Genomic DNA, 18,487 nt, shown 5'->3' on the forward strand with positions numbered 1-18,487 from the left:
GCTCTGGCACTGATGACGGTCATGCCAGACGTTCATTTGAACCGCCTGCTCCTGACGTTCAGCAGAAACTCGGAATTTCTCCGCCAGCACGGCTATTCACTGCGCTATGCGAGGTGCAACTCCTGAGTTTCACGTCCGAGCTGCCGGACCCAGACCAGGTCGCCGCGCTCCAGTAGGGCTTCACTCTTCATGCTCGACCTCGTCCGGGTGGTCCGCGAGAAGCATTCCCCAGTCGTCCTGTGGTAGGTTTGAGTGAGTGACCTCAGCTAACAGGGTAGTTCGATCGTACTGTGGAATCGGATTGACGTGAATTTCGTTGGCCTGGTACATCGCTACTACCCGGGTGTTGGCTTGTAAGCCAATTATAGCGGCAACGTTGAGAGGTATGAGCAACCCAATGCTGTTTCCCCACCGATCTGCTTTGAGTTTTATTGTACGCATACCTTCTCCCATTTTGCTCAGCTTTAGAACGATGGCCGGTTCAATCTTCTAGAAGTTCATCGGGGCCTACATCTTCTGCACGTCGCATCAATGTAGTAGGATAGTCCTTGTTTCCAGCGGCTTTCTTCTTGACTTGCTTTATACGAGCTTCGTAGGCGTTCCGCTGCACGTTAAATTCAAATAGGCGCCGGGTAAAGTAAATTTCGCCGGTGTCGAACACGCTGTACACGGATGTGGGCCGAGCTCTGGAGGGTGCGAGGTACTTCGCGCGCCCAATGCGCTCGCTGTGGGCCTTGTAGAGGTCGTTCCAGGTCTTGTACAGGCGAGACCAATCAGACGGGTTACCCTCCATCCATTCGGGCGGAGTCATCAGTCCCCGTGTAACCAGGGTTTGAAAGTACTTCGCGGAGACGTCGTTGCCGTGTGGATTCAGAAATGGAAAGCCAGCGTGTTTACAGATCAACAAGAGGACAATTTGAGTTATGGTTGTCTGGAACCGGTGGTCACTGTCCAGATATTCGGCACTGTCCGCCAGCATGCCCACTGCCTCGGCGATGACAATTTCGTCCCACGGCAAGAGTGCCGATGGGCCTGCCTCCTGTTCCAAGGAATGTTGAAATTGAGAGGTATCCAGGGATGTTCGCTTCGTGGAAGGTTCTGAACCTGGTTCAGGCCGGGTGACATGAGTGCCTAGAGCAAGGGCCTCCAAATACTGCCCACGCCGAACAAGCTCAGCGAGGTCGGTCTGTGGATAGTCCTGTGCGTATTTTTGTAAATCAGAGCACACGTTCTGCCATATGAGTTCCAAGGCTACGTGCTTATCCACTGTTTCCTTACTACACTCGCAGCTTTGGTCTGCGATAGCCCTCTTCATACTCGAGAGTAATTTGAGGTGACGCCAGTAGTGCCCACGTCCCTGCCCGAAGGTCACGGCGGGCAAGGCGATAAGCAATGACGGAGCGTCCTCGTTGAACGACTCTGGCACAGGTCCTCCGAGTTCACACGCTGTGAGTCACAGCGTCCTAGTTGCGTCTTTGGTCGGACGCACAATATTCAGGTGTGCGTCCGACTGTCCGACCAGTGCGCTAACTGCTGTCGTTGTGCATGTTTATCCTCCTCGTCGGTCACCCGGCGTGGAGGTACGGGGTCTGAGGCGCTGGCAGGTCGTTTACAACAGCCTCAAATTTTCCCTACCCTCTGTACGGCGCTCGCAATCGCCAGAGGGGACCAGTCTCGCCGGGTAACTGTCGACAGTGTACGCAATGCGTCCTGCTTCGACAGGCGGGGGGCTATGGCCCCTTTAATCTTTGGTTCATCGAAGGGCTATCTCGTGCTGCTTGTCACACTGGTTTAAACGCAGGTGTGGATATGAGTGGCTTCTGCTGGCAACAGAACTGGTGTTTGGGAAATGACGTGGTGAACGTCCCACATCTCCCACTTTTTCGCTTTGGCACAAGGAGGAGCGAGCGAGGGCATCCTCGCGACACTTCTCTGGCTCCTTCTGTTGGTTTAAACGACGGCCGTCTCCAGCAGCCCTAAACTTGCGTGGCAACCTCGTAGGGGTTGCTTCCACGTTACGTTGAGGCAAGAATGGCCGTGGGGAAGCGTCCGGTGCGCCCGGACGAATACGACGAAGCGCCGAGCTCTCCACTGGCCATGGACTCGGCGCTTCCGGTCCCCTCGAGGAGAAGACCGCATGAAGTGTACCGCGTCCCCTGAAAGGGCGACGGCTCTATGGCACGGCTTCGGCATTCCCCAGCCTGCCCCGCTGTCTCCCACCACTCTCCGTGCCTCCCCGCAGGCGTAATCATGTCCGCTACCAATTTCCGCGTCCGTTATCGCCTGACGGACGCGCCAATCACTTTTGAGGGCGAACTGACTGACCTATCACGCATTGACGTTCAGGCGCTCGACCTGGCCCGGCCTATCAAGAACTACCGGGGTCAGACCCACGTCGGCGGCTGGTACTACTTTGTGAAAGCAAAACGGCACCTGCGGTTTGAGAGCGGTCTGGAACGACTGCGGCTGATGCTGCTCGACTACGATCCCGACATCACGCTGGTGGCCCCCCAGCCCTTCCAGCTCCTCTTTCATCAGGAGGGTCGGGCGCTCTCGCACGTGCCAGACCTGCTCATCGTTCGTCCCGGTCGTGTCCGCCTGGTCGAGGACGTCAAGCCCCTGAAATTCGTCGACAGGCCAGCCAACGTGCTGGCTTTCGCCGCCACCCGCCAGGCCTGTGAACGTGCTGGATTGGAATACAGCGTATGGAGTGAGCCGCCCGCCGTAGTGGCCCACAACATCCGTTATCTGGCTGGTTACCGCCGTGTTCCTCAGCATCTGGACGAGTACGCGCCGGTCCTGCTGGACCTGGCCCGGGACACCATTCTCTTGGGCACTCTGGCCTCCCTTGCCGGGCCCAACCACTGGGTGCGTCCGGTGCTGTACCACCTGGTCTGGACCCATCGGCTGACCCTCGACCTCACCCGGCCGCTCTCGAACCGGTCGGAGGTGTCGCCCGGCTCACGATACAGGGGGAAGACGTGACCCTGACGGCCCGCCTGACCACCGGGATGCGGCTGTTGCTGGAGGACCGGGAATGGCGTGTGGAGTTGGGCCCGGACATCCGGGACGGGCAAGTGATCCTGCACGCCCCCGGGGAGCCACCCCGGGTGATCGCCCTGACCACCCTGATCGCCGCCCCCACCTTCCGGATGCTCACGGACGCCGCCCCGCTCTCCCCCTATGCCGCCCATTTCGAGCGGCTGCCGCACCAGGTCAAGGCAGCTGCTCTGGAGCGGGAGGAGCACGTGCTGGAAGTGCTGACTGGCTTCCGGAGCGGCCGGCGTCACCCAGGCCGTCCTGAGGAGCCCCTGCCCGCGTTCGACCCTGCGAGCACGCCGCTTCTCAAAGACCGGATCGACGCGAAGGCCGCAGTCCTGGGGGTGAATCGCCGCCAGGTCGAACGGTGGCTGCAGCAGTACCGGGACTCCGGGCACCACCCTTTTGGACTAATCGACCGGAGGTCCGTGCGGCTGAGCAACCGGCTGGGAGCCCAGGCCCCGGCCCTCGCCGACGCTCTCCTGCGCGTCGCCAAGGACCTGGAGGATGCCAGCGACGTCACCTTCATCCGAATTCGGGAACTCGTCGAGGACCGGCTCGAACACCTGGCGAGCAAGGGGTTGATCGAGCCGGTGAAGCTGCCTCACCAGACGACCTTCATCCGCTTGGTGGACGAGTTCGCGCCGCAACTGTCCCGCCACGCCAAGCGCCGCCGGAGCGAGGCGAGCCGGGGCCAGAAGCGACCGTTCGGCAAGGTGGTGGCGACCCGGCCGGGACAGCTGGTAGTCATCGACATCAGCCCCTTCGACATTCTGGTGCTCAGTGAAGTGGACGGACAGCCCATCCGGCTGAGGTTGGTCCTGGCCATTGACCTCTACACCCGGGCCATCGTGGCTGCCGATCTGCTCGAAACCGAGCTCAAGGGAGTGGACGTCAGCAGTCTGCTGCTCGACATAGTGTTCCCCACCCTCTGGCACCCGTCCTGGCCGGTCCTGCCCGAGGAGGCCCGGCTGCCGTACGTCGGTATTCCAGAGGCGATTCTGCTGCAGGCCCACGGTCTGCCGGACGAATCGGTGCTCGCCAACGTCCCGCCCATGTTGCCGGACGCAGTGGTCGTGGACAACGGCAAGGTGTTCCTGAGCAGCCAGTTCCGCGAGCTGTGCCGTCGCCTGGGCTGCGACATCATCCTGGCCCGCCCCCTCAAGGGCAGCGACAAGGCGCACATCGAGCGCCTGTTCCTGCACGTTCGCACCAGTCTGGCCGAGAGACTCAAAGGCTACGTCGGTCCGCACGTCCTGGCTCGGGGCTCACGGGTGGCCGCCTTCCACTTCCGGTTCGAGGTCAAGTACGAGGTCTTGCGCTGGATCACCGAATACTACAACCGCCGTTCTCACGAGGGGCTGGCGCACCCGCGTCTGCCAAAGGCGAAGCTCTCACCGGTCGAGATGTACGACCTGGGACTGGCGCACGCCGGGTACCTGACCATTCCCCTCGGCCGCGACGCCTATTACCTGGCGCTGCGGTCGGTCACGCGCATCATCGGTGACGAGGGCATCCGGGTGGACGGACGCTACCACGACAGTGACGTGCTCAATCCCTACCGCCACAGCACCAGCCCGTTCGTCGAATTCGGCGGGTTGTGGCCAGTGCTGGTGGATGACCGCGACCCCACCTACGTCTTCTTTCAGGAGCCGGAGACCGGCACCTGGCATGCGCTGCCGGACCGCGACGCCGACTGGGCTGCCCGGCCCTTCGAGGGTGAACTGCTGGAGCAGGTGAAGTACACCCTGGCGGTGCGGGGTTTCGCGCCGGACAACCATGCGGACGTGGCCGCCGCCAGGCGTGCCCGGCAGCGCGAGTACGATGCCCGCGTCAAGGCTGCGCCGCCCCCGGAGCCGCCGGACCGCCCCCTGCCCAGGGCGGTTCGCAACGACCTTGCCCGCTTAGACGCGGCGGCTCGTGACCGGGAGGCGCGCCTGAGTCCCTCTCCCATCCCGCCCGCCCAGCCCGGGATCTCAGCTTCGTCCGAGCCGCCAGACGACAGTCTGTATGCCTCGCTGGACGATCTGGACGAGCTGCAGGACGGCCTGCTGTGAGTGGCATCCACCTTCCCTTCGACCCGGGGGACGAGGGCTCCATCGTGACGCTGGAGGGCTGGCGAGCTTACGTGAACCAGAAATCCCCGGATCGGCCCCCCCTTCTCCTGCCGGAGGAGTACGAGGCGTTGGAGCGGGCCCCACGGGCGGCTTATAACCGCGCCCGGCGGCTCTACACCGTACGGTTCGGCCCCCTCCAGACGCGGGAGTTCGAGCAGTCCCACCGCGACCTGTGGGCGCAGTTGCAGGCCAACGTCTACGCACCGCGCAATCAGGTCAAGGTAGGCGGAGTGATCGACGGCCACCCGCTGCTCGGCAAGACCACCATCGCCCAGACGCTGGGCCGACGGCTTGAGCGGTGGCTGCGCCGCCAGGCCACCTTCAACTCCCCGGAGGACGAGCATCAGTTCATTCCGGTGGTGTACGTCACGCTGACCGGGGACACTACCCCGCGTGCCCTGAACCTCGCCATCTGCCAGTTCCTGGGCTTGCCATTGCCCCGGGGCGCCCGGACGGAGGCGGAACTCACGCACGCGATCCGGGGTGCGGTGGATCGTCACCGCATCTTCCTGATCATCGTGGACGACATCCACTTTCTGCGTCCTCATCGACAGACTAAGGAGTCGGACAAGATCACCGACCACCTGAAGGGCCTGATGAGCATGACCGGCGCGACCTTTCTGTACGCTGGCATCGACTGCGAAAAGATCGGTCTCTTCAAGGATCTGCGTCAGTCCGGGCCGCGCGGCAGTCAGACCGGGGGCCGCTTCATGCACTGCCTGGTCCACCCTTTCGAGAAGGGGAGTCCCGAATGGAAGAAGCTGGTCCGGACGGTGGAAAGCCACCTGGTGCTGCTCAGACACGACAAGGGCACCCTGCACCGATTGCACGGCTACCTGTACAACCGGACCCAGGGGAGCATCGGTAGTCTGATGACGCTGGTGCGGAAAGCGGCGCTGGCGGCCATCGACGGCAGTGAGGCCATCACCAAGGCCACGCTGGACACCATCAAGCTCGACTACAACGCTGCCTCCAACGGCAGCCTGGGCGAAGAGTGACGGGGGGTCTCCTCCGACCGTTGCCGTCTCGGCCCTGGCCACTCGGCGCGGACGGGCCCGAGGCGTTCGCCAGCTACGTGGAACGCAGCGGGGCGCTGCAACTGCTGCCGGTGGCGGTCTCCACCCTTCTAACGCGTTCCGGGGTCATCTCCGAGGACCGCCAGGGCGCGCTCCCCTCCGGGTATGGGGTGGACTTGACGGACGCTCAGGTCGCGTCGTTCGCGCGAGTCCATGACCTGCCGGAGACCGTGGTCCGGGGAATGCTGCTGCGGCGCTACGACGGGGTGGCCTTCGAGCTGTCCGGGCTGGACGTGACGGACGCACGCAGCGTTCGCCGGGTGGCACACCGGGAGTGGGCGAACTTCACGGGGTCCGCGTACTGCCCAGGCTGCCTGGCTCACCAAGCGGCCTGGAAGCTGGAGTGGAAGTTGTGGTTCTCGGTGCTGTGCCCCATCCACCAGACGCTGCTGGTGGACATTTGCCCGCGCTGTGGCCGCCGCCCCGGCAATTACCGTTCCGACGCGGGGGGGATGCCTCGTTACGCCACCCGCCCGGTACAACTGGGGGTCTGCCTGAATCCACCCGCGCCCGGTCTGGGTGGGGAGGGACGGTCCTCCGTCCCTTGCGGGCATGTGCTGGTGGACACGCCCGCCCTGGACCTTTCGGACGCCCCCCACCTGTTGCAAGCCCAGGAAACAGTGCTCGCCGCGCTGCGTGCCAGGGAGGGAGTGTTTCTCGGTGAACAGCTCCGGGCACTCGACGCCTTCAATCATCTGCGGTCGCTGACGGCACTGCTGCTGCACGTGGCGCAGCCGGAAGACCTGGGAAGTCTGCCTCCAGGGCTCCTGGCTGCCTTTCAGGAGCACGCTCGCGAGCGTGACCTGACGCGCACCCGGGAACAGGGACGGCGAGGCACCTCCATTCACCCGTACAAGGCCCCACCCGCGACCCTGCGTCTCACGGCCGCAGTGCTGCCGCTGGCCACGGAGATTTTAAAGCAGGGCAGCGCCGAGGCCCTGGATGCGCTGCTTATCCCCGTCTTGCGACGCGCTCAGGACGTGAAAGGCGGCCACGTGCGACAGTTGGCCGACTACTTCCACATCGAGGGTCCGCTGCTGTCGGCCTTCGACCGTAGGTTGGCGGGAACCGCGTCGTTCGAGCGGCGACTGGGAAGACGTGCCCTGGTCGGCTCCCTGGTGACCTATCCGTTCACCCCGGCCGAGGTGCCGCAATTGCTATGGGAGGGCGAGTACCAGGCCCACTTCGCTCCCCTCTTCGCCGCATCGACCCTCTCTATCTCGTTCGCCCGGCGAGTGTGCAGCATGGCCCTGGTGCGGCTGTGCGGCCCGTACACCTGGGCCCAGGCCGCCGACGCCCTGTCGCTCCCCGCCTCGCACGCCACTGGAGTGGCAAACAGAGCCATGGGCCTGCTAGCCGTCGGTGGACACGACGCCCCCTTCAGGGAGGCGCTGCACGCCCTGGCACAGCGGCTCTCCCTGGCACCACACCGGGTGAACTACCGCGTCAGACGCGAGCGTCTGGCCACCTTTCATACGCTGTCAACAGCGGACTGGCATACGTTGGCGGGATCGGCTGGACTGCTGGGTGTGAAGGACGCAGCCCGGAGGCGCAACGCGGCGGCCTGGGTCTGGGCGCAGGTAACGAGCGGAGATGCGGGTCTGTCGCCGGCCCTCAACCAGAGTGGGGAACACCGGGCGTCCCGGATGGAGATGTACCGGCGGTTCTGCCAGCAGGACCTTCCTACTCTCCGGGCAGGTCTGATGAGCCTGGTACGGGTGCTGGAAGTTCAGCCATGACGAGGAGGATGGAGATTCACGTCGTCGGATCGTCCGGGTCCAGTTGCACAACGAGTTCTCGAGCCCTGAACTCGTCCGGCCCAGCCGCCGCCACGAACACCCGCATGAGCAGGTGCGACCGTGGACCGAAGGCGCTGCACAGGACGAGTCCCTCCTGGGGTGGGGAGCCCGGTCTCGAGACGGTGGATTCCCGGTAGACCTGAAGCGCTGATTGTGTGGGTAACCAGTGAGCGCCGATCACCGGCGGTGTGAAGAACCACAGGCCCAGTGGATTTGATAGTCCCGGGACGTGTTGTGCCTCGCGGTACCCGGCCCTCCAACCCTCGAGAAACGAGAAACTGCCGGTCCAGGGTTGGGAGGACAGATGGTGAATCACCACATAGTGTCCCAGGCGCTCACCCATGATGACGCCAGCCGGGACCACGGGGTAAGTCTCGACCTGACCCCGGCTCTTTCTCACCAGCTGGTACCACTGCTCGATGGCCGCGGCTGTCACGAAGGCGTGACTCGTCCGATCCATCAGCGATCCGCCCCGTGTCCGGGAGGAGGGCCGGCTCAAGGAAGCCCCACGATCTGCCGTAGGCGTTCGGGGAACACCTGATCGCTTGGCAAGCAGATGAGGGGCTCTCCCTTCCCGGCGTCTCCCTGGAAGTAGGCGCGGCTGTGGAAACGGCTGTCCTCCCAGCCCACGACCAGCAGGATGTTCCGGTCGTCGAAGAGCCCAAGCCTGACGCCTCGCGTAAACCAGCGTAGGTCTCGCTCCTCCGACCGGAGCTGACCGTCCGGATGAGCCAGCCAGTTCCCGACCCAGTCCACCCGGCCACCCAGGACCTCGAACAGCGCTTCGCTCCAGCCGAGGGTGAAGCGTGCATCCACCTCGAGCACCCGTCGGGACCGGCCCTCCTCGTACCACCCGGGCACTCCTGCTGAACTTGCCAGGAGCACATGCAGGCGCTCGTCATCGTGGTAGCCGAACAGGAGGCCTCCCCGGACCCGGGCAGGGGAGGAGAGCTGCCGCCTCAGGAAGGTAGTGACGTTGCCCAAAAGGACTACTTCCCCGAGTGCCTCGGCCTCCCCGAGGGGTGGAGCCGACGGTCCGGATGGCCTCCAGAACTCCCTGTGTTGCGCTCTCATGTCCTTGCCCTCCATTGGCTGGGGCCGCGCCTGCAACCCAGCACTCCGAGGTGACGACCGGAGGGGCTCACCGGGCTTCCCTCCAGCCTGCCCATCGGTGTGGAATCTCCAGGTGCTCGGCGACCGCCATGGACACGGCGACAAGTCGGTTCTCCCGTACGGTACCGCGCACGTGGAGCGCGGGTGCTCCTGGGGGTGGTTGCAACCTTACTCGGTCCGTCTGAAAAACAACCTGAAAAGGTGTTGTTCTAGCGCGCTCCGGGTACACCGTGAGCCGATTCTCCGCGCCATGGGTCAGGCCCAAGGCAGACCAGTAGGTGCCCGTGTCCTCGTCGAGAGGAGCGTCATGTTCACGAATCCGGTACAGGTGGAGAGGCTCGACCAGATAACCCTCCAGGTCCGTTCTGAAATGGAGGGTCGCCCGGTGTGAGCCCCGGAGTCCCGGGCCAAGTCTAAGGACTTCCGCGCTCGCTCTTGCCCGGTGACGAGAGCCGTCCTGGAAAACGACATCCACGTACACACCTGTGCCTGAATCTTCGACCCGGAGGTCCGCAAGGAGAAAGGCGTGAAATCCCTTGGGCGTTTTTGGGGAGGTGAGGGCTGCTGTATCTGTGATCAAGAAGACTCCCGAAAGCGAGAAACCACCGGCACCGTCCCCTCGTGGACGGTGGATCGGTGGTCAAGGTGCTGGGTAGGAGTAGGGCGAATTAGGCGCCAGGAGACGCCCCACGAGTATAGCCGAAGATGACGCATATATGCCGTAGCCTGCCGTTGCTGCTGCTGCGAGCGTGTCGCTATGGCCACTGAAGGCAGACGTGGCGTAGGAACCGGGCTAAAGGGAGACCAATCAGCTTCGAGAACGCCGATCTCCGCCGACTTTGGCCGTCAGATCAGAGAAAGCAGAGTGCGGCAGGGCATCTCACAGGAGGAGTTAGCCGCTCGGGCACAATTGGACCGTACGTTCGTCGGACGTGTCGAGCGTGGGGAATTTCGGATCACGCTTGAAAACGCGGATGCACTGGCGCAGGCGTGCGGAGAAGTTCTGTGGGAGGTGTTGAAGCTCTGTGCCGAAGAGTGCGTCGACGAGGTGGTAGAGCCGTGAACAAGGTCGCTCCTCGTCGTATCACTGCTTTGGGTGGCTACCAGAAGGTGCGCCACGGTATTAGGATTACTTCGATCAAGGCTCGGACGATTCGCAGCGATTCTCCCAGCGGGGAGTCGCTGATCCGCAACCTCTCACCGCTCCCGACCTGGCACGACGAGGTCACCGAGCAGGTCAGCCAGCGCAACGGGAAGCAGCCGCGCCGCGTGGTAACGCTCGAGCCGCACCTGACCATGAAGGGGATGCAGGCCCGCCGCGATGCCGCTGTTACCGAACTGGAGCGGCAGCGCTGGGACATCCTTTGCCGCCTGGCATACACGCTTGACCTCATGGAGGTGACGCGGCAGGTGGGGGTCAGCGACCAGACCGACCGGGCTCTGGTGCGGCGCTACAACGAGGTCGACCCAGACGCGGTGGCACACGGCAACCAGGGCCGGGTGACAGAGAACCACCGCCTCCTGACCAGGGAGCAGGAGGCGGCGTTGCAGGCCTGGCTGGCCCGGGGGTGAGTAAGCAACGCCGAGTTGGCGGCCTGGATGGCTGAGCGTTGGGGGAGGATGCCCGACGCGACGTCCCTGTGGATCTACCGACGCGGTTGCGGTAGCCACTCGCGTGAGGGGCGGAAGGCTGAGTGAGGGGACTCGACGACAGCCGACCGTCGGTGGTAGACTCGCTTCGAGAAATTGCGTGAGGGGCGGTCTCTTTGGTGAGCCGCCCCGGAATGTCGTCGAGGTGAGGATGGGGATGTTGGTCAAAGCGAAGGCGATGGGGCCGGGACGGCTCAGAGTACCAACTTCGCTCGATCCCAAGGCCATCGTCGGCGATGCTCGCGCAGTTGGGCGGAAGGTGGAGAAGGGCAAGGTCGATCTGATCGTGACGTCGCCGCCCTACTGGCTCAAGCGCGACTATGGGCATGAGCAGCAGCTGGGGCAGGAGCGCAGAGCCAGCGAGTTCGTGGATACATTGGTGGATGTGGTCGACTCGTGGCGGCCCCTGCTGCGACCCCATGGATCGCTCTTCATCAACCTCGGCGACTCGGTTCGCGATGGTGTCATGGTCGGGATTACCACCATGTTTGAGTCGGCGATGGTGGGGCGCGGCTGGTCGGTGAGTTCCCGCATCCTCTGGGCCAAGACCCACGGTCTGCCAGATCCGCATGGCCGGCTGCCCCAGAGGTACGAGTTCATCTTCCAGTTCAGCCAGGGGCGGCCCTTCGTGGATGCCTTCGCCTACGGGCAGGAGTTCGACCTGTCCGAAGGCAACATCTGGAACATCCGCGCAGAGCTGAACCGCAGCGAGCATGTCGCGCCTTTTCCCAGGGAGCTACCGCGTCGAGCGATCCTGCTGGCCTGTCCTGAGCGGGTGTGTGCGGCTTGCGGGAAGCCGCTGGCTCGGCAGCTGGAGCGCGGCCTTACGCTTAACTCAGATCGCAAGCAGTCAGTGAAGGCCATGGAGCGCTGGACGGCGAGTGGGTTGACGGACGCGCATCTGCGGGCGATCAGGGCGACTGGCATCTGCGATGCGGGCAAGGCGCGCAAGGTGCAGAACGGAGCAGGCGGTAACACCAAGGAAGTCGCCCGTCTGGCCGAAGAGGCGAAGGCAGCCCTCGGTGGCTATTTCAGGGAATTCACCTTCGCCCTCCAGGAGCAGGTCGGTTGGCAGCCCTGTAGCTGCGGTGAACCCGTAGACTCTTACGTTCCCGGCCTCGTCCTCGACCCCTTCATGGGGACGGGAACGACCTTGAGGGTGGCCCGGGAACTGGGCAGGCGCAGCATGGGGATTGACCTGAAACCGATGATGCTGGCAGAAGCATAAAACTGGCGCTGGCGCACCGATTGCGCTGCCTATACTTGGAAGGCGATGCCCCGACTCAAGAAGTCTGCCATGTCCGCATTCCTCCGCAGCGGCTGCGAGCGCCAGTTGCGCCTGTCGCTCTATCCAGGGGCTGAGCAGAAGAGCCTTGAAGCCCATCATGGTGTGGCGGCCCCACCCAAGCCCTACCGCCGCCAGCAGTCGGCGGGCCTCCTGCAACAGGCGGGCTACGAATGGCAGGACGACAAGGTGGCCGAGTTGACCGCCGCCTTCGGGGCTGCGGCCGTGCTAGTGAAGCCGAAGAAAAACAACCTGCCGCAGCCCTTCCCGCTGCGGGAGGCGCTCGAACACTTACAGCCCCACCAGTTCGTGATCGAGGCGCAGATCTCGATTCCGGACAGCTTCCTGCAAGCGTTCAACCTGGTTGGCCTGGTGGATGAGTACGGCCTGCCGCTCCTCTTCGATGAGCGATCTGGCAAGCGTCAGGAAGTGCGTCCTGACGTCCTCCAGGCTCTGCGACCGATGTCGGTGCTGACCCAAGAGGAGCGGGAAGCGGAGGTGCTGGAAGCCCAGCAGGAGGTGGGGCCGACGGGCCACCTGACGCCGCTGGAAGCGCCGGATGAGCGAATCCGCCTCCGCGTGGTCGACATCAAGCTTTCGGCGGATCCCAAAGCGAACTACTTCGCGGAGACGGTCTACTACTCGATGATCCTCGCCGCCTGGCTGGAGGAAGAGGCTGCTGTTGCGGCAGAAGAGGGGCGGGCCAGTCTGTCGGAACGCTTCGTGATCGTCGCCAGCGCTGCGGTCTGGCCCGGGAGCTACGCGGACTCGAAGCTGAAATTGGCAACACGCGACGCAGCCCTGACTGGGCAGCCGCTGGCGATGGAAGCAGCTCTTGAGGCTGACCTCACAGTGGCACCGTTCGACGTCTACATCCCCAGTCTCGACAAGGTCTTCCGGGAGCAACTGCCGCGCATCATGACCACGGCCTGGCAGGATTTGCAGTGGCACACCGGGGTCGGCTGCCAGACCTGCGAGTTTTTCGGCTACCGCTTCAAGCGCGCCGATGGAACGCCGCTGGTCACGCCAGACGGTCGGCACTGCTACGAGCAGGCCGAGGCGCAGCACTTGGTGAAGCGTGTCGCTGGTCTCACCCGTGGCACGGAGCGGCAGCTGGAGACACGCGCGCGAACCGTCGACCAACTGGTGGTCGTTCCTGCGACGGATCCGGTGTTCAAGCGCCACCGCCGCCTCAGCCAGCAGCGCCACATCCTGCTGGCGCGCGCGAAGTCGCTCCAGTCCCTGAAGGAGGCGCGCGATGCGGCAGGCGACCCTGCTCTGAAGACATGCGAGGGTGGCGTATCGCTGATCGGAACCTCGGGGCTGTCGGCCAGCATGCCGCGCTACTCGAACCTCAACATCTACATCTTCATGGACTACGACCTGAGCAGCGCGCTGACGGTGTCGTTCTCTGTCAGGGCGCGGTGGACGACGCCGGGCATCTACCAGAAGATCCCGAACTCCCGGCGCAACGGGCCCGCGATCCCTGATGCCGACTGGGAACTGCTGCGGGCAGCTGCTGACAAGCTGAGGAAGAAGGTGCTGTGGGGCTACGCGCCCCGGGAAGAGGGTGAGGACGTGGCCGCTCCCGCCGATCCCTTCGAGGAACGGATGGCCCGCGACGTCATGGTGGTTCCCCCGCCGAGCCGCCAGGATCGGCTGAGCAGTGAGCGCGACTACTTCCTGAATTTCCTGAAGGTGCTGAAGGGGATCCTGGAGAAGGTCAGGGAGCAGGACAGGATCAGGAACCGGGTGCTGCAGGGTTCCGACCGCAAGACGGCGGCCAGCACCTATCAGATCTACTTCTGGGACGATGCCCAGTACCGGCAGATGAAGCGCCTGATTAGCCGCCACTTCGAGGCCATCATGCAGGACGCCGACCTGCGGGATGTCGCCTGGCTGTTCCCTGCGGAGCAGATGGTGGAGCAGCCAGAACACGCCACCAGGGAGTCGCCGATCACCCTGCTGGCCCCCGTGGTGCAGCGGCACCTCTCGCTGCCGGTGCCCTACCACTTCACCCTGCTGGAGTCGGCCGAAGCGCTCGGCTTCGAGTTCAAGGGTGTCAGCACCTTCTTCCGCGATTACATGTCGAACCTGGTTCCGGGCGAGCGCATCCATGAGTATTGGAGTGGTCGATCCAGCCTCGGCCCCGGTCAGCTCAGTTGGGATGAAGCGCAGTCAGGCATCAAGGCGGCGACCAGGGCGAAGGCGCTGGCGGTGTCGCACCTCCAGGGTCAACTGGCCAGGCGCGACCATATGGAGCGCGAGGGCGGGGGCGAAGGGTTCCTGGCCGCGCAGGCGGCTCCGGAGATCAACGGTGATCGGCCGGAGCTAAGGGATGTCCCCCTGCAGAGCCAGCTCCTCTACCAGTTCACGAAGCTGGGGGCGAACATCCAGATGCTGGAGCGGCAGCAGGTCTACGCCCTGCCGCCCACGGAACGTGTCGATGTCTTCGAGGCGGCCTTCCTGCCGCACAGGTTCGACTTCGGCACACCGGAATACGATGCCGCGCTTGACAGGCTGAACCAGGCGACGGCTGCTGGCCTGGAAGCGAACCCTGACCTGCTGATCTACAGCCTGTCCCCTGGGTCGACGGAGATCAAGGTGAAGCCGGGGGACTTCGACCTGGCACTGTCGCCTGTGTCGCAGCCGCACTTCCTCGACCTGCGGACGGATGACGTGGTGAACGGTTCCTTCGAGGTGCAGCAGTGGCAGCAGTACGTCTCTCTTCGCGAGAGCGGCCTGACGAAGGTGACGCTGGCCGCGCTGGATCGGGACAAGTCTGACGGGCTGATCGCACTGCGAGCTTCAAGTACGTCGCGCCTTGCTGACCTGGAGCAGCAGGCTGGCGTGGATTTTTCCAGGAAGGTGATGCTGGACAAGCTCACTGCTGATTACTTCAGCATCAAGTTGCTACAGACGCTCCAGGGGCTGCGCGGCCCCCTGGCTCCGCCAGAGGATGCAGCGATCGCGCGGGCACTGTACGACGTGGCTCCGACGGGCCACGGGTGCGACCTTCCGGGACATGACTTCATCTTCCGTCCGAAGCCGACCTCACAGGAAGAGGTCGAGTGGCAGGAGGACGTGAAGGAGTGGCTCCAGGCGCAGCTGCTGGAGGAGGGCAGGGATCTCAACTCTTCCCAGTGGAACGCGCTCGAGCGCTTCATGAAGCGTCGCCTGGCTGTGCTCTGGGGGCCGCCGGGCACCGGCAAGAGCGCGACCCTTCGCGCGGTGATCCGGGCGGCCATCCGGCAGGCCCAGGTCGAAGAGCGGACGCTCCGTATCCTGGTGGCGACGTCGACCTATACCGCCGTGGACAACGTCATCATGGAGCTGGTCGACCAGCTCCAGCACGTAGGTGCGGGGGTGGACGTCTACCGCCTTGCCTCTGAGAGCCGTGCAGAAAATATGCATGACGAGATTGCCGGGCTGAGGAGTGTCGTCATCGGCGATGGGCTTGAAGCCGCTGAACTGTTCGAGCGCCTGCAGGAGCCGACAGAAGGGGACGTGTTCATCGTCGGCACGACCCAGCATCAGATCCACAAACTGTCGCAGCTGGATGCACCCGCTGGACGCCGCGGAACTGTTGCTCAGAAGGCACAGCGAGCTGAGGCGACACAGCGGGCATGGTTCGACCTGATCATCGTGGATGAAGCGTCACAGCTGGATGTGGCGTCGAGCACGCTGATCTTCAGCAAGGCTGCACCTGGTGCGCAGGCGCTGGTTGCAGGCGACGGCCTGCAGCTTCCGCCGATCCATGCCGCCGATCCGCCGGAAGGTCTGGAGAACAGGGTGGGATCGGTGTTCGACTTCCTGGTACACGAGCATGGGCTGGAACGGTTCAACCTGGAGGAGAACTACCGTTCCAACGATGGGATCGTTCGTTTCACCCACAAGGCAGGGTACGACAGCAGGCTGCAGGCGCACTCGCCAACGCTGGAATTGCAGCTGCGTGCGCCCTTGCCCGCCACCACTCCGGCGGTGTGGCCAGCGCGCCTGGGCTTCGACCCGCTCCTGGCGGAGCTGCTGAACCCGGAGTACCCGCTGGTCGCGCTGCTCTACGATGACGATCTCAGCAGCCAGTCGAACGACTTCGAGGCGCTGTTGACCTCGGCGGTCGTGGCGATGCTGCAGGACAGGGCCGGGCCGCCGCTGAACGAGCACGGGGTCGTGCAAGAAAAGTGGGATCGCACCTACGACCTCGGGAAGTTGCTCGACCGCGGGGTCGGCGTCGTGGCGCCGCACCGCGCCCAGGGGAGCCTTACGGTGACGCGCTTGGCTGAGCTGCTGCGGCCGCTCGGCGCGAATTATGGACAGATCAGAGCAGCGGTGGACACTGTGGAACGCTTCCAGGGCGGTCAGCGGGATGTCATCGTGGCCTCGTTCGGCCTGGGCGATCCCGACCTGATCGCGTCCGAGGATGAGTTCTTATACGACATTAGGCGCTTCAACGTCCTCGTGACTCGCGCGAGGGTGAAGGTGATTGTCCTGATGTCGCGCTCGGTGCTGCTGCACCTGTCAGACGATCAGGACGTGGCTCGTGACTCCCGACTGCTGAAGGCCTTCGTGCGGCAGTTCTGCACACAGGTGAGTGAGGCGACGATCACCTATACCGATGAAGACGGTGTATGTCATGCCAGGGAAATAGAAGTGCGGCTGGGCAAATGAAGGCATCCGGCGACAAGCCGGATGCCTTTCTGTTGATGCTCAGAGGGGGTGGATGTCGAAGACGCGCATCACTTCGTCCTCCAGGGTAGCAGCCAGGGCCGCTCCATTCAGGCACTCATGACCTGACGCGCGGGTTCATCCCCGAGGTCGTCGGCTGTCGGGGTGTTAAGGTTCTCGTCGTTCAGGTCCGGTAGCAGGTGCCCCAGCCGCAGGGCCAGCCGCTGCACGGTCGCCTCGAATAGGGTGCGGACCATCCGGGCGTTCTCCCGGGCCGCCTCGCCGTCCAGGTGGCGCGGAGCATGGCGGCGGCGTGGGATTGGGCGGCCGGGGTGAGCTGGTAGTCGTGCTGCTCGCAGACGGCGAGGAGGATGCCCATTAGCTGCGTGGCGCTGTAGTCCGGGAACTCCACCCGGGAGATGCGCGAGCACAGGCCCGGGTTGGCCACCAGCAGCCTCTCCATCTCCGCTGGGTAGCCGCAGAGGATGACCTTCAGGCTCCCCCGGATTGACCAGCGCGTCGAGCGCCTCGTAGCCGAAGGTGTCGCGCTCATCCTGCACCAGGCTGTGGGCCTCGTAGATCAGCAGCACTCCACCCGTCGCCTGCCTCAGCAACTCGGCCACCTGCGGGGAGTACCTTCGCGCCCAGGGTCCTGAAGAGGACTTTGACGACGCTTACGTCGAAGGCAAGCCGCTAGTGGACGACCACGGGGATTTTTTGAGCTAAGAGCGGAACGGATAGCGACGGCCCAATTTCTCTCGGGCTCGACTCGCATTAACTTGCCAGTTCACTTTGACTGAGCGAGCATTGCGCTCTTGTTCCCATGCCCGTATCTCACATACCAACTTTTCTTTCGTTCCTAGGAGCTGTCCTAAACACTGTCGCTGCAACACAGCCCACTCCAACTCTGCCATATTGAGCCAGGAGGCATGTTTGGGTGTGTACACCCATTCAAAACGCCGGACTAACTGCCGCGCTTCTTCAGGTGGGAGATGTTGGTATAAAGCGGCTGGGGAATGGGTCGAAAGGTTGTCCAAGACCAGTCGAATCTTTTGAGCTTCTGGATAGCGCAGATGCAGGCTCTGCATCTGCGCGGTGAATTCGGCATTTCCTCGTTGTTCGGTCACGGTAATCGTCCGTTGTCCGGTTAAAGGCTCAAAGGCAACGAAGAGATTCACCGTCCCACACCGCTTGTACTCATAGTCCACCCGCGCCGGGACACCCGGCGCGGGTGGAAGTGGGTCAGCCAGATGTTCCAGCAATTGATAGAACTTTTCGTCGAAGCAGATGACAGGAAACGAGGCATCATAGGGTTTGGCGTAAGTGTCTAACACTTCTTCCATTCGCCATATGAAGTCTGCTCCTACCTTGGCGACACACCAACTCCGAACCTGCCACGGTCTCAGCGCGTTTTTTTCAGACGACGGCGCACCGTTTCGTCACTGATGCTATCCACCACACCCAAGGTGACGAGACGATCCGCCAGCAGTTGCATCGTCCACTTCTCACGACCATTTGGGGCGGCAGAACACGTCTCTGCAATTAAGATGGCTGTCTGCTTCGCATTCAACTTGGGTTGCCCTCCAGGACGAGGACGGTCGTACAGCGCACCCTCTAACAGGACTTTGTCACTTCCGTTCAGGCTCATGGGGACGCTCCCCGCAGTTGTTCCCCGCAATGCGGACACCGATCGAGCCGGACCTCCTCCAGGGTCCGGCTCGCTTCTCGCCGGGCCTGTGGCAA

Annotated in this window: 13 protein-coding genes; 8 read left to right on the forward strand and 5 right to left on the reverse strand. The window is 63.6% G+C overall.

The window, feature by feature from the left end; genetic code table 11:
* Positions 1-481: 481 nt before the first annotated feature.
* Complete coding sequence (locus tag A7B18_RS21630) at positions 482-1,426, reverse strand: hypothetical protein (RefSeq protein WP_146009605.1); 945 nt, start codon at positions 1,424-1,426, stop codon at positions 482-484.
* Positions 1,427-2,250: 824 nt separating this feature from the next.
* On the opposite strand from A7B18_RS21630, the gene A7B18_RS19565 reads away from it, so the two are divergent.
* From A7B18_RS19565 to A7B18_RS19580, 4 genes are read left to right on the forward strand one after another with little or no spacing between them, the layout of a single operon-like run.
* Complete coding sequence (locus A7B18_RS19565; RefSeq protein WP_180970253.1) at positions 2,251-2,985, forward strand: TnsA-like heteromeric transposase endonuclease subunit; 735 nt, start codon at positions 2,251-2,253, stop codon at positions 2,983-2,985.
* Positions 2,982-5,096 (forward strand): DDE-type integrase/transposase/recombinase, encoded by a 2,115-nt coding sequence (locus tag A7B18_RS19570; protein ID WP_102128367.1) that lies wholly within the window; start codon positions 2,982-2,984, stop codon positions 5,094-5,096. Before A7B18_RS19565 ends, A7B18_RS19570 begins: the two co-directional genes overlap by 4 nt.
* Positions 5,093-6,154, forward strand: a complete 1,062-nt coding sequence (locus tag A7B18_RS19575) for an AAA family ATPase (RefSeq protein ID WP_102128368.1) — start codon at positions 5,093-5,095, stop codon at positions 6,152-6,154. The genes A7B18_RS19570 and A7B18_RS19575 overlap by 4 nt, the downstream gene beginning before the upstream one ends.
* Positions 6,151-7,971, forward strand: a complete 1,821-nt coding sequence (locus tag A7B18_RS19580) for a TniQ family protein (RefSeq protein WP_102128369.1) — start codon at positions 6,151-6,153, stop codon at positions 7,969-7,971. The genes A7B18_RS19575 and A7B18_RS19580 overlap by 4 nt, the downstream gene beginning before the upstream one ends.
* Before the next feature lie 555 nt (positions 7,972-8,526).
* Here the strand turns inward: A7B18_RS19580 and A7B18_RS19590 are convergent.
* Positions 8,527-9,105, reverse strand: a complete 579-nt coding sequence (locus A7B18_RS19590) for a hypothetical protein (RefSeq protein ID WP_180970255.1) — start codon at positions 9,103-9,105, stop codon at positions 8,527-8,529.
* A 796-nt stretch (positions 9,106-9,901) separates the two neighbouring features.
* On the opposite strand from A7B18_RS19590, the gene A7B18_RS19595 reads away from it, so the two are divergent.
* The 4 genes from A7B18_RS19595 (at position 9,902) to A7B18_RS19610 (ending at position 16,747) form a co-directional block, all read left to right on the forward strand.
* Complete coding sequence (locus tag A7B18_RS19595) at positions 9,902-10,207, forward strand: helix-turn-helix domain-containing protein (RefSeq protein ID WP_102128371.1); 306 nt, start codon at positions 9,902-9,904, stop codon at positions 10,205-10,207.
* Positions 10,204-10,716 carry a hypothetical protein gene (locus A7B18_RS19600; RefSeq protein WP_146009606.1) on the forward strand — a complete coding sequence of 171 codons (513 nt, stop codon included), beginning with the start codon at positions 10,204-10,206 and terminating at the stop codon, positions 10,714-10,716. Before A7B18_RS19595 ends, A7B18_RS19600 begins: the two co-directional genes overlap by 4 nt.
* Positions 10,717-10,951: 235 nt before the next feature.
* Positions 10,952-12,022 (forward strand): DNA-methyltransferase, encoded by a 1,071-nt coding sequence (locus tag A7B18_RS19605; RefSeq protein ID WP_180970256.1) that lies wholly within the window; start codon positions 10,952-10,954, stop codon positions 12,020-12,022.
* A 45-nt stretch (positions 12,023-12,067) separates the two neighbouring features.
* Positions 12,068-16,747 (forward strand): DEAD/DEAH box helicase, encoded by a 4,680-nt coding sequence (locus tag A7B18_RS19610; RefSeq protein WP_146009608.1) that lies wholly within the window; start codon positions 12,068-12,070, stop codon positions 16,745-16,747.
* Between the two features lie 107 nt (positions 16,748-16,854).
* Here the strand turns inward: A7B18_RS19610 and A7B18_RS22110 are convergent, their stop codons facing one another.
* From A7B18_RS22110 to A7B18_RS19620, 3 genes are all read right to left on the reverse strand, one after another.
* Positions 16,855-17,001, reverse strand: a complete 147-nt coding sequence (locus A7B18_RS22110) for a hypothetical protein (protein ID WP_180970257.1) — start codon at positions 16,999-17,001, stop codon at positions 16,855-16,857.
* Between the two features lie 465 nt (positions 17,002-17,466).
* Entirely contained in the window at positions 17,467-18,150 is a 684-nt protein-coding gene (locus tag A7B18_RS19615) for an IS630 family transposase (protein WP_146009609.1), read from the reverse strand.
* The gene (locus A7B18_RS19620; protein ID WP_102128376.1) at positions 18,147-18,392 is read right to left on the reverse strand and encodes a helix-turn-helix domain-containing protein; all 246 of its coding nucleotides are present in this window, start codon (positions 18,390-18,392) and stop codon (positions 18,147-18,149) included. The genes A7B18_RS19615 and A7B18_RS19620 overlap by 4 nt, the downstream gene beginning before the upstream one ends.
* Positions 18,393-18,487: the final 95 nt, after the last annotated feature.

The organism is Deinococcus planocerae (genome assembly GCF_002869765.1).
Classification (GTDB): domain Bacteria; phylum Deinococcota; class Deinococci; order Deinococcales; family Deinococcaceae; genus Deinococcus; species Deinococcus planocerae.